At 72.9% G+C, this 13,041-nt stretch carries 14 protein-coding genes; 11 read left to right on the top strand and 3 right to left on the bottom strand.

Annotated elements, in window-relative coordinates:
* Window positions 1-188 precede the first annotated feature (188 nt).
* The 11 genes from V6U77_RS28565 (at window position 189) to ahcY (ending at window position 11,207) form a co-directional block, all read left to right on the top strand.
* Window positions 189-872, top strand: a complete 684-nt coding sequence (locus tag V6U77_RS28565) for a hypothetical protein (protein ID WP_334609856.1) — start codon at window positions 189-191, stop codon at window positions 870-872.
* On the top strand, window positions 869-1,321 hold the full coding sequence (locus V6U77_RS28570; RefSeq protein ID WP_334609857.1) for a hypothetical protein: 453 nt from the start codon (window positions 869-871) through the stop codon (window positions 1,319-1,321). Before V6U77_RS28565 ends, V6U77_RS28570 begins: the two co-directional genes overlap by 4 nt.
* Window positions 1,322-1,800: 479 nt before the next feature.
* Window positions 1,801-2,199: a hypothetical protein gene (locus tag V6U77_RS28575; protein WP_334609858.1), complete on the top strand. Its 399-nt coding sequence runs from the start codon at window positions 1,801-1,803 to the stop codon at window positions 2,197-2,199.
* A gap of 56 nt (window positions 2,200-2,255) precedes the next feature.
* Window positions 2,256-2,993, top strand: a complete 738-nt coding sequence (locus V6U77_RS28580) for an endonuclease V (RefSeq protein WP_334609868.1) — start codon at window positions 2,256-2,258, stop codon at window positions 2,991-2,993.
* A gap of 47 nt (window positions 2,994-3,040) precedes the next feature.
* Window positions 3,041-4,282 (top strand): hypothetical protein, encoded by a 1,242-nt coding sequence (locus tag V6U77_RS28585; RefSeq protein ID WP_334609859.1) that lies wholly within the window; start codon window positions 3,041-3,043, stop codon window positions 4,280-4,282.
* 69 nt (window positions 4,283-4,351) lie between these two features.
* Complete coding sequence (locus V6U77_RS28590) at window positions 4,352-5,737, top strand: phosphomannomutase/phosphoglucomutase (RefSeq protein WP_334609860.1); 1,386 nt, start codon at window positions 4,352-4,354, stop codon at window positions 5,735-5,737.
* 62 nt (window positions 5,738-5,799) lie between these two features.
* The gene (locus V6U77_RS28595) at window positions 5,800-5,982 is read left to right on the top strand and encodes a Trm112 family protein (protein WP_121396478.1); all 183 of its coding nucleotides are present in this window, start codon (window positions 5,800-5,802) and stop codon (window positions 5,980-5,982) included.
* Window positions 5,979-7,175 (top strand): SIS domain-containing protein, encoded by a 1,197-nt coding sequence (locus V6U77_RS28600; RefSeq protein ID WP_334609861.1) that lies wholly within the window; start codon window positions 5,979-5,981, stop codon window positions 7,173-7,175. The genes V6U77_RS28595 and V6U77_RS28600 overlap by 4 nt, the downstream gene beginning before the upstream one ends.
* 76 nt (window positions 7,176-7,251) lie before the next feature.
* Window positions 7,252-8,241 carry a cation diffusion facilitator family transporter gene (locus V6U77_RS28605; RefSeq protein WP_334609862.1) on the top strand — a complete coding sequence of 330 codons (990 nt, stop codon included), beginning with the start codon at window positions 7,252-7,254 and terminating at the stop codon, window positions 8,239-8,241.
* Between the two features lie 3 nt (window positions 8,242-8,244).
* Window positions 8,245-9,408 carry a mannose-6-phosphate isomerase, class I gene (manA, locus tag V6U77_RS28610; RefSeq protein WP_334609863.1) on the top strand — a complete coding sequence of 388 codons (1,164 nt, stop codon included), beginning with the start codon at window positions 8,245-8,247 and terminating at the stop codon, window positions 9,406-9,408.
* A 299-nt stretch (window positions 9,409-9,707) separates the two neighbouring features.
* Window positions 9,708-11,207, top strand: a complete 1,500-nt coding sequence (gene ahcY / locus V6U77_RS28615; protein ID WP_334609864.1) for an adenosylhomocysteinase — start codon at window positions 9,708-9,710, stop codon at window positions 11,205-11,207.
* A 99-nt stretch (window positions 11,208-11,306) separates the two neighbouring features.
* Here ahcY and V6U77_RS28620 read toward each other — a convergent pair whose 3' ends face one another.
* The 3 genes from V6U77_RS28620 to V6U77_RS28630 are packed head-to-tail and all read right to left on the bottom strand — an operon-like array spanning window position 11,307 to window position 12,780.
* Entirely contained in the window at window positions 11,307-11,471 is a 165-nt protein-coding gene (locus V6U77_RS28620; protein ID WP_334609865.1) for a hypothetical protein, read from the bottom strand.
* Entirely contained in the window at window positions 11,459-12,331 is an 873-nt protein-coding gene (locus V6U77_RS28625; protein ID WP_334609866.1) for a tetratricopeptide repeat protein, read from the bottom strand. The genes V6U77_RS28620 and V6U77_RS28625 overlap by 13 nt, the downstream gene beginning before the upstream one ends.
* A complete protein-coding gene (locus tag V6U77_RS28630) occupies window positions 12,328-12,780 on the bottom strand; it encodes a hypothetical protein (protein ID WP_334609867.1) in 453 nt (150 codons plus the stop codon). Before V6U77_RS28630 ends, V6U77_RS28625 begins: the two co-directional genes overlap by 4 nt.
* Between the last annotated feature and the right edge of the window lie 261 nt (window positions 12,781-13,041).

Here is a 13,041-nt window from a genome sequence, read left to right on the forward strand (position 1 = left end):
CCACCTACTCGCGATCATCAAGAACCGACTCAAGCGCATCCAATACCGACCCGACTTGCTCCACAGCTTCCTGACCCACACCGGCCTGACCCTCGAACCCGACTCAACCTGACCTATCAAGATCTGTAGCGGAACGAGGCGCAGCCGAAATCGCCTTCGAGGGAGTCCCTGACGTTCTACCGACGCCTTTGACCGACGCTCAGCGGCAGCTCAGTGCCAACCTTCCCGCTGGGGAGGAAAGAGCATTACAAGCCGGCTTCGACATGGCCCGTAAGGGTGATGGCGAGTATCGTCGTAAGTATCTTGATCAGTTGTACGCCGACGCAGCCGAGGCGCAACGAGAGATCCTAGCGCTTGCGGAGCGCTTGGCCGCAGACGCTCCCGGCCTTGCTGAGCCTGCTGGTCGCCCTGGGCCAAAGGATAGGAGGCGGGCCGAGGACAAGATTGCCAAGTACCGGGGTAACGCTTCCATGCTGACCGATCTTGCTGCGGCCAAGGTCGTGTTCCGCGACCTGTCAGATCTTTATGGGGCGCTGGACGTGCTCCATCGGTATGAAGGCGTACAAGTCGTCGAGTTCGAAGACCGCTTCCTTGGCCCTCAGGAGAGTGGTTACCGAGACATTCAGATGTCATTGCGGATGTCGAACGGTCACATCGCGGAGTTTCGCTTGCATCTCGAAGCGTTGGATGAAGTGGCGTCCTGGGAGCATGCCCTGTACAAGGTCCGGCGTGACCTCAAAGCGGTGGCGAAGGAGCAGGGCCGTATCATGTCTTCGATGGAGCGAGCCCTTTACAATGGCGTTCTCAAAGAGGAGCAGCGCCACTTCTGGCAGGCGCTGCAGACGACGTTGCGCGGAGGCTCGCAGAAATGACCGAGATGCCCGGCCTCACGCTTCCAGCGTATTTCAGCTATTACAAGTCGCCGGTGAAGATGACTGGTACGCCGGACGGCGGCATCGAGGCGTGGCGTCTGTCGCACGACACCGGTGGGTGGGAGCCTGCCGATGATCTCATCGAGGAAATCTTGTTTGCCGTCGGCGGGGAGATCAGCTCGCTGACCGTGGACTCCTTCATCCAGTGGACAGAGCATGATCGTGGTCGCTATCTGCGGGGCGAGGGACCGGTCTTCGCGTTGTACGAGACGGTCAGGGCGATCGTAGAGAGCGCCCAGGCCGAAGGGCGACGTTTGACGACGACGGAACTGGCGTTGGTTCGGGGGATCAGGCGCAAGACGTTCGTCATGTTCGAGGAGCAACTTCGGCAAGCGGGTGACCCTGCGGCTGATCCTTCCTTGGGGGCTGAGGAAAGCAGCCCTTCCTAGGTTTGCAGCCGCGCCGGGCGAACGTGTGGCGCGGCTCCGGTTGGGCGCGGTGGCATGGTTGCCGAGGAGTCAGCCAACCCGGGCCCCTCCGAGGCGTCCACCTCGGCGACACCCACACCCGGCAATTCGGCTGGTCGAACAAGTCCCTGCACCCCGACGACGACCCTCCGCTCCGACGGCAACTTTTCGGAAGGAGCGGAGCGAACCGTCGAGTGCCTGCGGGACCAGTGGCTCACCCTTGGGCTGAAGTGCGCCGACCCGCCCGCGGAGGCACTCGCGCGGCGGGGCTGCAGCGCCGTCGATGCCGTCGTTGCTCGGTCTCGGCGTTATTCCGCGCAGGTGGAGCGACGGCTTCCGGCGGGCGGTGGCCGGCCGAGACGCGCCGAAGCACTACGGCTGCGAGGTCGGCCAGGAGGCGCCTGCCGTCCTGAAGGGTCGTGGAATCGGGGCGGCTTGCCGGGCCGGAATACCATGGCGAAATGGCTGAATCAGACAATGGGCAGAAGTCGTCCGGCCCCGGCGGGTGGCGTTCCAACACCTGGGCCTGGCCGGTCGGCCTCCTGCTCGGTCTGGTCATCGGCCTGGCCGCACTGGACGGGGCAGCCGGTGTGGGCGTCGGCATCGCGATGGGGGTGGCCTTCGCCGTCGCTCTGGGCGCCGGCAGCACCCAGGACGACGACAGCGAAGACGAGGACAGCGCCGACAGCGAGGACGACGACAGTAAGGACGCCGTCAGCGATCCCGGCAGCGAGGACGGCGACGGGCAGAACGCTCACGAGCAGGGCGCCGAGCGGCAGAGAGACAGCTCGGAGGGTGCCGGGACGCCGGGTACCGACGGGCAGGGTGCCGACAGGTCGCGTACCGACGGGCCGTCGTGACGTCGGGCGAACCCGGGGCCGTGCGGGTGGAGACGACCGGGGCGCCGGACCCTCGGATGGTCGTGCCGGGCAGCGTGGCGGAGGCGCTGGCCGTACAGGAGCGGCTGCGGCCGCTGGTGGACCTGGTGGGTCCCGGTCCGGCCGAGCCCGCGACGGTGGCCGGCCTCGACGTGGCGTACGCCGAGAGCGGCGACCGGCTCGCGGCGGCCGTGACGGTGCTCGACGCCCGGACCCTCGCGGTGGTCGACTCGGCGGTGAGCGTGGGCGTGCCCGCGTTCGGATACGTCCCGGGGCTCTTCGCCTTCCGCGAACTGCCCGCCCTGCTCGACGCACTCGACCGGCTCACCGTGCGGCCCGAGTTGCTGGTCTGCGACGGCCACGGGTTGGCCCACCCACGCCGGTTCGGGCTCGCCTGCCACCTGGGCGTGGTGACCGGCCTGCCGGCGATCGGCGTGGGCAAGACGCCGCTGCTGGGCACGTGGACGCCGCCGGGCGGGCGTCGGGGCGAGTGGGCGCCACTGCGCGACGGGGACGAGATCGTGGGTCGGGTGCTGCGCACCCGCGACGGCGTGAAACCCGTCTTCGTCAGCGTCGGCCACCGGATGGGTCTCGACGGGGCGACCGCACGCGTGCTGGCGCTGACGCCGCGCTACCGGCTGCCGGAGACCACCCGTACCGCCGACCGGCTCTGCCGCGACGCCCTGGCCGCGGCCGGAGCGACCGCCCGGGCCGTGGGGGTGATCCGGCGCACATCCGGAGCGCTCGACGGCCGGGCCCCTGACAGACCCCGGTAGTAGCCTGACCGGCGGACCCCCGTCGGGGGAGGAACGGCGAGGTGATCATGGCGGTACGTCGGCACGCGGCGCGGCTTGCGACGGTCTGCGCGTTGCTGGGCGGTCTGGTGGCGCTGGGCGCGACGCCGGCGTTCGCCGACGACGACTCGGTCCGGGTGAGTTCGGCCGGCAGCTTCAGGGCCGGCGGTTCCGCCGGAGGTGTCACGATCCAGGTGCGCAAGCGCAGCGACGGCTGCGTGCTGCTGCGTACCGCCGTGGGGCTGCGCCTGGCCGGCCTGCGCACCGACCAGGCCAGCGTTGAGGTCAACGTGGGCGGCCGCTGGTTCCCGGTGCCGCTCTCCGGGGGTGGGGGCAGCGCGGCCACCTCGGCCACCTCGCCGCTGAACCCGAGGCTCTGCAAGGGCAAGAGCGCCACGGTGCGCTACCGGGTGGCGTTCGCCGCGGAGGCGCCGGGTGGCCGGCTGACCGTGAGCGGCGTGGCCAGCGACGCGCGCGGGCGGGCCCTGGGCCGGGGCGCGGACGCGTCCCGCGTGGTCGGCGGCCGGGCCACGGCCTCGCCGACGCCGAAGCCCTCGAAGAAGCCGTCGCCCACCCCCAGCGCGGTCGCGGCCGAGGTGGGGGCCGTGGGGACGCCGAGCCTCGTCGCCGCCCCCGGCCAGGGTGCGGGCGCGGTCAGCAACGCCGCCGAGGAGGACTCCTCCGGCGGCTCGGTGGTCATGTTCTTCGGCATCGCCATGGTCGCCGTCGGGATCCTGCTCATCGTCCTGCTGTTCCGCCGGTCGCGCGCCGACAAGGAGCCGACCGGCGAGCCGGGCCACGTTCCGTTGCCCCGCAATCCCGGCGGCACCACCTACCGCTCGGGGCAGGGGCCGACCGCCGCCCCCGGCCCGTCCGGCCAGGTGTACGGGCAGCAGCCTCCCGTTCCCGGCGGGTACGGCGGCACGCCCGCACCGCGCCCGTCCGGTGGCGTCTACGGCAGCCGTCCGCCGTCGGCCCCCGAGGCCACCCAGGTGGTGCCCGGCGGGCACACCTCCCCGCCCGCCAGCCCGAGGTCCGCGCCGCCCGCCAGTCCGGGGTCCGCGCCGCCGGCACCTGGGCAGTACGGATCGCCGCCGGTGCCCGGGCAGTACGGCGGTCCGGTGGCAGACCCCGGCGTCCCGGCGGCGCCCGCATCCGGGCAGTACGGGCCGTCGCCGTCCGTGCCGCCCGCCGGGGGCAAGCCCGGTGACCCGCCGCCGGAGGCCGGCGGTGGCGACCACACCGTGTTCATGCCCCGGCTGCCTGGCTGAGCCGGGCCGCGCGGGGTCGCTCCGATACGCTCAGCCCGTTGAGGACCTGCGGCGCAAGGAGCGAGACCGGTGTCTGATCTGTCCCAGATCGTGAAGGCCTACGACGTCCGTGGGACGGTGCCGGACCAGTGGGACGAGCGCACCGCCGAAGCTCTCGGCGCGGCCTTCGCGCAGGTGCTCGACGGCTTCGGCGAGCAGGACGAGGCGGTGCTCGTCGCGCACGACATGCGGGCCACCGGTCCGGGCCTGGCCGCCGCCTTCGCCGATGGCGTCCGTGCCGAGGGGCGCGCGGTCGTCGATCTGGGCCTCGCCTCGACCGACATGCTCTACTACGCCTCCGGCGCGCTCGGGCTGCCCGGGGCGATGTTCACCGCCAGTCACAACCCCGCGCAGTACAACGGCATCAAGATGTGCCGCTCCGGGGCACGCCCGATCGGGCAGGACAGCGGGCTGGCCGAGATCCGTGAGCGGGCGCAGGCCATGCTGGACAAGGGCGAGACCCGAGCGGGCGACCCGTCGGCCGCGCCGGCCGAGCGCCGCGACCTGCTGGCCGACTACGCGGCGTACCTGCGGCAGCTGGTCGACCTCTCCGGTATCCGTCCGCTGAAGGTTGTCGTCGACGCCGGCAACGGGATGGGCGGCTACACCGTCCCGGCCGTGCTCGGCGACACCGTCCTGCCGGCGCTGCCGCTGGAGATCGTGCCGCTCTACTTCGAGCTGGACGGCACCTTCCCCAACCACGAGGCCAACCCGCTGGATCCGGCCAACCTGGTCGACCTGCAGCGCGCGGTGCTGGAGCACGGCGCCGAGATCGGCCTGGCGTTCGACGGCGACGCCGACCGCTGCTTCGTGGTCGACGAGCGGGGCGAGCCGGTCTCGCCGTCGGCGATCACCGCCCTGGTGGCGGCCCGCGAGCTGGCCAAGCACCCCGGCTCGACGGTGATCCACGGCCTGATCACCTCCAGGGCGGTGCCGGAGATCATCCGCGAGCACGGCGGCGAGCCGGTCGTCGCCCGGGTCGGGCACTCCTTCGTCAAGGCGGAGATGGCCCGGACGAACGCGATCTTCGGTGGCGAGCACTCGGCCCACTACTACTTCCGGGACTTCTGGTTCGCCGACACCGGAATGCTCGCCGCGCTGCACACGCTGGCAGCCCTGGGCGAGCAGTCGCTGCCGCTGTCCGTGCTGGCCGGCGATTTCGAGCGGTACGTCGCCTCGGGCGAGATCAACTCGACGGTGGCCGACCAGGCCGCGAAGGTGGCCGAGGTGCGGGCCGCGTACCCGCAGGCCGACGCCGACGAGATGGACGGGCTCACCCTGCGCTTCCCGGACGGCGCGTGGTTCAATCTGCGCGCCTCCAACACCGAGCCGCTGCTGCGGCTCAACGTCGAGGCCCCGACGCGGGAGCGGATGGCCGCCCTCCGTGACGAGGTGCTCGACCGGGTTCGCCGATAAGATCGCCTGCGCCGGTCGGCACCGTCGATCGGTGAAACCGCATACGTGGAAGGAGCCGCGCCGTGGCCCTGGACCCGCAGTTGCTGGAAATCCTCGCCTGTCCGGACACGCATCACGCCCCGCTCGACTACGACGCGCAGGCGCAGACGCTGACCTGCACCGAGTGCGGCCGGATCTTCGAGGTCCGCGACGACGTGCCGGTGCTGCTGCTGGACGAGGCGCGCGGCCCTTCGGAGCAGTCATGATCGACGGTACGGCCGGAGTCAGCGGCCGTCGCGAGCCCGACGAGGCACTCCTCGACGACCCGGCCGCCCTGGCCGAGCACGACCCGGGCGGCATGCTGCGGCACACCGCGTCCGCGGGGGCGCAGGTCCGCGAGACGGCCGCGCTGGCCGCCGAGGCCAACCTCCAGGTGCTCGCCGACGAGGGCCGCCCCCGGGCGGTCGTCATCGCCGGCATCGGCACCGCCGGGCGTACGGGTGACGTGCTGGCCACCGTCGCCGGGCCGCGCTGCCCGGTGCCGGTCATCCCGCACCGCAGCGCCGGCGTGCCCGGCTGGGTGGGCGCCGCCGACGTGGTCATCGCCGTCAGCGCCTCCGGTCGCAGCCCCGAGGCGCTGGGCGCCGCCGAGGCGGCGCACCGGCGGGGGGCCCGGCTCGTCGCCGTCGGCGCTCCCGACTCCCAGTTGCAGTCCGTGGCCGAGCGGGCCCGGGCGCCGTTCATCCCGGTGCCCCGGCGCGCCCCGGCCCGGGCGAGCCTCTGGGCGCTCACCGTGCCGGTACTGCTCGCCGCCCGTACGCTCGGCCTCGTGAAGGTCAACGAGGCGGACCTGGCGGAGACCGCGGCCCGGCTGGACGCGGAAGCCGACCGCTGCCGTCCGACGGCCGAGTCCTTCGTCAACCCGGCGAAGTCGCTGGCCCTGGGCCTGGCCGGTTCGGTGCCGATCGTCTGGGGCTCGTCGCCGCTGGCCACCGTGGCGGCCCGCCGCTTCGGCGACACCCTGTCCGCCAACGCCCGCTACCCGGTGGTCAGCGGTGCGCTCGGCGAGGCGGGGCGTGGCCGGGTCGGCCTGCTCGACGGCGTCTTCGGCGGCCTGGCCGAGGGGGAGCGGGACATCTTCGCCGACCCCGACGAGGAGGAGCCGTCGGGCACCCGGCTGCGGTTGGTGCTGCTGCGCGACGGCGGCCTGAACCCGGAGGACGACGCCGACGAGCCCCTCGACGTCGAGGAGCGCCGCGCGGACGCCGTGCAGACCCTCGCCGAGCGGCGGGGCGTGCGGTGCGACGTGGTGACCGCCGAGGGCGGCTCCGCGTTGGAGCGGCTCGCCTCGCTGGTCGCCGTGCCGGACTTCGCCTCGATCTACCTCGCCCTGGCACACGGACTGGACCCGATGGCCGTACCGGCCATCACCGAGATGAAGGAGCTGGCAAACCAGTGAGCGATAGCAGGGAACGGGCGCAGCGGCGCATCGCGCCGACGCCCGGCGGTGCGGCGCGACCCGACGGAGCGACGGCGTGAGCGCCAACGGTGGTACGAAGGCGATCGTCGCCGCCCTCCTGGCCAACGCCGGCATCGCCGTCACCAAGTTCGTCGCGTTCCTGCTGACCGGATCGTCGTCGATGCTGGCCGAGTCGATCCACTCGGTCGCCGACTCCGGCAACCAGGGTCTGCTGCTGCTCGGCGGGCGGCGGGCCAAGCGCGCGGCCACCCCCCAGCACCCCTTCGGCTACGGCCGTGAGCGCTACATCTACGCGTTCATCGTGTCGATCGTGCTGTTCAGCGTCGGTGGCCTGTTCGCCCTCTACGAGGCGTACCACAAGTGGTCGCACGCCGAGGGCATCACCTCGTGGCACTGGGTGCCGGTCGTCGTGCTGGTGTCGGCGATCATCATGGAGACGTTCTCCTTCCGCACCGCCATCAAGGAGTCCAACCTCGTCCGGGGCAACCAGTCCTGGGTGCGGTTCGTCCGGCGGGCCAAGGCCCCCGAGCTGCCGGTGGTGCTGCTGGAGGACCTCGGCGCGCTGGTCGGTCTGATCTTCGCGCTCTTCGGCGTCGGCATGACGCTGATCACCGGCAACGGCCGCTGGGACGCGATCGGCACCGCGATGATCGGTGTGCTGCTGGTGGTGATCGCGATCATCCTCGCCATCGAGACCAAGAGCCTGCTGCTCGGCGAGGGTGCCGAGGCGCAGGAGGTCGCGGCGATCGAGAAGGCCGTCACCGACGGTCCCGAGTTCGAGCGGATCATCCACATGAAGACGCTCTACCTCGGCCCCGAGGAGCTGTTGGTGGCCGCGAAGGTCGCCGTGCCGGCCGGCGACAACGCGGAGGTGCTGGCCCGCAGCATCAACACCGTCGAGACCCGGATCCGCGCCGCCGTGCCGACCGCCCGGGTGATCTACCTGGAACCGGACATCTACAGCGCCACCGCCGAGCGCGCGGGCGCCGGCACGGCCGCGCCGGCATCGGAGTCGGGAGCGGCCGTCGGGCACCCCGGGAGCTGACCGGTGGAGCTGCTGCACGGAGCGATCCGCGACTACGCCTGGGGCTCCCGCTCGGCCATCGCCGAGTTGCAGGGCCGGCCGGTGCCGAGCGACGGGCCGGAGGCCGAGCTGTGGCTGGGCGCCCACCCCGGCGGCCCGGCCGTGGTCGATCGCAACGGTGACCGGGTCAGCCTGACCGACCTGCTGCTCGCCGAGCCGGACCACTGGCTCGGCGAGCGGCTGGTCGGCCGGTTCGGCACCCGGCTGCCGTTCCTGCTCAAGGTGCTCGCCGCGGACGCCCCGCTCAGCCTCCAGGCGCATCCGGACGCCGAGCAGGCCCGCGCCGGGCACGCCGCCGACGCCGCCCGCCCCGACGGGCAGCGCAACTACGTCGACCCGTACCACAAGCCGGAGCTGCTGGTCGCCCTCTCGCCGATGGAGGCGCTCTGCGGGTTCCGGGACCCGGCCGCCTCGGCGGCGGCGCTGGACGGCTTCGGCGTACCCGCGCTGCAACCGGTGCTGGCGGCGCTGCGCACCGGGCCGGCGGGGCTGCGCGACGCCGTACGGCTGCTGCTGACCTGGCCCGCCGACCGGCGGGACGCGCTGGTGGCGGCCGTGGCGTCGGCGCCGGTCGCGGGTCCGGACGCGGAGCTGGCCCGGGGCCTGGCCGCCGCCTACCCGGGCGACCCCGGGGTGCTGGTGGCGATGCTGCTCAACCGGGTGCGGCTGGCGCCCGGCGAGGCCATCTGGATGCCGGCCGGCAACCTGCACGCCTACCTGCGCGGCACGGGCGTGGAGGTCATGGCGGCCAGCGACAACGTGCTGCGTGGCGGGCTGACGCCGAAGCGGGTGGACGTCGAGGAACTGCTGCGGGTGCTGCGCTTCGAGGTGCTCCACGACCCGGTGGTGCAGCCGATCGAGGTGGCCCCGGGCGTGGTCACCTGGCCGGTGCCGGTGGACGACTTCGCGCTGCACCGGGTGACGGTGCACGCGGGGCTGCCGGAGGTGACGGTCGAGGTGCCCGGGCCCCGGGTGGTGCTCTGCCGCTCCGGCGAGGTCTCGGTCGACGACGCCGCCGGCGCGGTGACGCTCGCCCCCGGGCGGGCGGCCGTCGGCAGTGCCGCCGCCGGGTCACTGCGGGTGGCCGGCGCGGGGGAGGCGTACGTCGCGAGCTGCGGCGTGCGCTGAGGTCGACGGAGCCACGACGCGAGTCCGACTTTTCCGGAATGGCTTGACTCGCCCTTGGCCGGGTGTGACTCTATGGGTACGCAGCGTTATCGCGACGACGGTCCGAGAACGTGCGGGGGAACCAAACCGGGGGGATGCACGGGGCGGGCGGCTGTGGGACGGGACTCCGTTCCACGACCGACCGCCCCGTGCGCTGTCCGCCGGTGTCTTCGTGCCCTCTTCACCGGCCGGTCCTCGCGGCGGCGGCCCGCGAGCGTAAGGTGAATGGTCGCGCAGCACATCGTCCGACAGGAGATTCCATGACCAGCACCCTCCCGGCGTCCGCCAGTGGCACGCCGTCCGAGGCCCGGCCGAGCACTCTCGCCGAGGGCGACTACAAGGTGGCGGATCTGTCGCTCGCCGAGTTCGGGCGCAAGGAGATCCAGCTCGCCGAGCACGAGATGCCCGGCCTGATGGCGATCCGTCGTGAGTTCGCCGACGCCCAGCCGCTCGCCGGTGCCCGGATCACCGGGTCGCTGCACATGACCATCCAGACCGCCGTCCTGATCGAGACCCTGGTCGCGCTCGGCGCGCAGGTCCGCTGGGCGTCCTGCAACATCTTCTCCACCCAGGACCACGCCGCCGCCGCGATCGTGGTCGGCCCGGAGGGCACCCCCGAGGCCCCGGCCGGCGTCCCGGTCTACGCCTGGAAGGGCGAGAGCCTCGAGGAGTACTGGTGGTGCACCGAGCAGGTGCTCGCCTGGCCCGACGGGCAGGGCCCGAACATGATCCTCGACGACGGCGGCGACGCCACCCTGCTCGTGCACAAGGGCGCCGAGTTCGAGAAGGCCGGCGTCGTGCCGCCGGTCGAGTCCGCCGACTCCGAGGAGTACGCGGTCATCCTCGGCGTGCTGCACCGCTCGATCGCCTCCGACGGCCAGCGGTGGACCCGGATCGCCGCCGGCATCAAGGGCGTGACCGAGGAGACCACCACCGGCGTGCACCGGCTCTACGAGATGCACCGGGCCGGCACCCTGCTCTTCCCCGCGATCAACGTCAACGACTCGGTGACGAAGAGCAAGTTCGACAACAAGTACGGCTGCCGCCACTCGCTGATCGACGGCATCAACCGCGCCACCGACGTGCTGATCGGCGGCAAGATGGCGGTCGTGCTCGGCTACGGCGACGTCGGCAAGGGCTGCGCCGAGTCGCTGCGCGGCCAGGGCGCCCGGGTCGTGGTGACCGAGGTCGACCCGATCTGCGCGCTCCAGGCGGCGATGGACGGCTACCAGGTCGCCACCCTCGACGACGTGGTCGAGCAGGCCGACATCTTCATCACCGCCACCGGCTGCTTCGACGTCATCACCAACGAGCACATGGCCCGGATGAAGCACCAGGCCATCGTCGGCAACATCGGCCACTTCGACAACGAGATCGACATGGCCGGCCTGGCGAAGCGCTCCGACGTCGAGCGGGTCAACATCAAGCCGCAGGTCGACCTCTGGAAGTTCGCCGACGGGCACTCGATCATCGTGCTCTCGGAGGGCCGCCTGCTGAACCTGGGCAACGCCACCGGCCACCCGAGCTTCGTGATGTCGAACTCGTTCGCCAACCAGACGATCGCCCAGATCGAGCTGTTCACGAAGACCGAGGAATACCCGATCGGCGTCTACGTGCTGCCCAAGCACCTCGACGAGAAGGTCGCCCGGCTGCACCTGGCGGCGCTCGGCGCCAAGCTGAGCACCCTCACCAAGGAGCAGGCCGACTACCTCGGCATCTCCGTGGAGGGTCCGTTCAAGCCGGAGCACTACCGGTACTGACACCGACCGCACCGACCGGGCCGACCGCTCCCACCCGAGCGACCGGCCCGGTCGGCGTCCGCGGCCGCCTGCCCCGCGACGGTGTGTGACGCCGCGCGGTCAGTCCCGGCGGGGACGGCGGGCGGGGCGGACCCAGCTCCACACGCACCAGACGAGCCAGGCCACCGAGACCACGGCGGCCAGCGTGCCCAGGCGCAGCGCGTCGAGCAGCAGCACCACGGCGAGGACGGCCAGCCACGGCGCGAACGCCCTCACGAGCGCCACCGCCCGAGCACCATCCGGCGGACCAGTGGCGGAGCGATCCACGACCAGACGCAGAAGAGCATCCAGGCCAGGGCGGACAGGCCGGCGAGCACGTTCAGGCCGGCAGCGCTGAGCAGCACGATCACGCCGAGCGCCAGCAGCCACGTGCGGAAGATCCCCAGCCGGTAGAGCGGACGCAACGGCAGCAGCAGCGGGTGCGCGTAGACCAGGGTCTCCCAGGCGGCGTCGGCGTAGTCGGCGTCGGTCGGATCGTGCGCCGCCGCCTGACCGAAGGCCCGGTGCGCGGTGCCCACCCGGCCGCGCTGGGCGGCGGCGACGCCGTGCAGGGCGAGCGCCACCGGATTGTCCGGCCACGCACCGAGGAACTCCCGGGCGACGCGCTCGGCGGCCCGGTCGTCGCCCCGGGCGTACGCGAGCTGGAAGCGGGAGGCGAAGACGGCCGGCGCGTCCGGCACGATCGCCGCCGCGCGCTCCACCAGGCGCCGCGCCTTGTCGGTCTGCCCGACGGCGCAGCAGAGGTCGGCGTACTGGCAGAGCAGCCACGGGTTCTCCGGCTCGATGGCGAGCGCGTCGAGCAGCGCCCGCTCGGCGAGGGCGTGCTCGCGACGGTGGCGCAGCGCGAGGCCGAGGCGGCCCAGCAGTTCGGCGTCGGGGCCGTGCTCGGCGAGCCCCTGCCGGGCCACCGCGACCACGTCGTCCCAGCGGTCGAGCACGGTCAGCGCGCCCGCGCGCAGCCGGAACGCGAGCGGGCTGGTGGCGAGCGGGGCGGGCAGCCGGCCGACCTCGGCGAGGGCCTGCTCCGGACGGTTCAACTCCAGCAGCTGGGCCACCCGGGCGAGCTGCGTGCCGGGGCCGGTCACGCGACGGCCACCAGGGCGACGAGTGCGGCCTCGACGAAGCCGAGCACCAGCACCGCCCCGAGACCGGGCAGCCACAGCGACGCGGGCTGGCCGCTGCGCAGCTCGTACGCACGGAACGGGCGCTTCTGCGTGGCGGAGGCCACGAGCCAGACCAGCCCGCCGGCCAGCGCCCCGACCAGCCGTACGGGCCGGTTCGCCCCGTCGTCGAAGATCGCGAGCGTGAGCGCCAGCCGGGCGATCAGCCCGGCCAACCCGGCGCCGAGCACCGCCAGGTGGGCCGGGCGGGACACCCCGAGCCGGCGCCCGTTGACCAGGGCGAGCACGGTGACGGCGGTCGGTCCGCCGAACACGGCGGGGAAGATCAACGACTGGGGCCGCCACGGCGGGCGTCGCGCCTCGTACGCCGCCGGCGCGATCGTGGGGGTGAACAGGTCGTCGGCCACGGTCATCCTGTCGTGGTAGGGGGCGAGCCGGATCCTGCCACAGCCGATGCCCCGCCCGCCTGCCCGAACAGGACCGGGCCGCGTACCCGGACGGGCTCAGCCGCCTGCCCGAACGGGGCCGGGCCGCCCGCTCAGGTGCCGGCGTCGGACGTCGGGGCGCCGCCGTGCCCGGCCGGCACGGCGACCGACGGGCGCACCGCCGCGGCGGTCTGCGTCGGCACGGCCGCCGGGGCGAGGCCCGGCGCCGCCGGCCGGATCGGGCCGGCC

The sequence above is a fragment of the Micromonospora sp. CPCC 205546 genome (genome assembly GCF_036902715.1).
Classification (GTDB): Bacteria; Actinomycetota; Actinomycetes; order Mycobacteriales; family Micromonosporaceae; genus Micromonospora.

Excerpts from the sequence above, each read along its gene's own strand:
- V6U77_RS28570 (WP_334609857.1), top strand. The coding sequence starts at position 869 with ATGACCGAGATGCCCGGCCTCACGCTTCCAGCGTATTTCAGCTATTAC.
- V6U77_RS28575 (WP_334609858.1), top strand. The coding sequence starts at position 1,801 with ATGGCTGAATCAGACAATGGGCAGAAGTCGTCCGGCCCCGGCGGGTGG.
- V6U77_RS28580 (WP_334609868.1), top strand. The coding sequence starts at position 2,256 with ATGGTCGTGCCGGGCAGCGTGGCGGAGGCGCTGGCCGTACAGGAGCGG.
- V6U77_RS28585 (WP_334609859.1), top strand. The coding sequence starts at position 3,041 with ATGGCGGTACGTCGGCACGCGGCGCGGCTTGCGACGGTCTGCGCGTTG.
- V6U77_RS28600 (WP_334609861.1), top strand. The coding sequence starts at position 5,979 with ATGATCGACGGTACGGCCGGAGTCAGCGGCCGTCGCGAGCCCGACGAG.
- ahcY (WP_334609864.1), top strand. The coding sequence starts at position 9,708 with ATGACCAGCACCCTCCCGGCGTCCGCCAGTGGCACGCCGTCCGAGGCC.
- V6U77_RS28630 (WP_334609867.1), bottom strand. The coding sequence starts at position 12,780 with ATGACCGTGGCCGACGACCTGTTCACCCCCACGATCGCGCCGGCGGCG.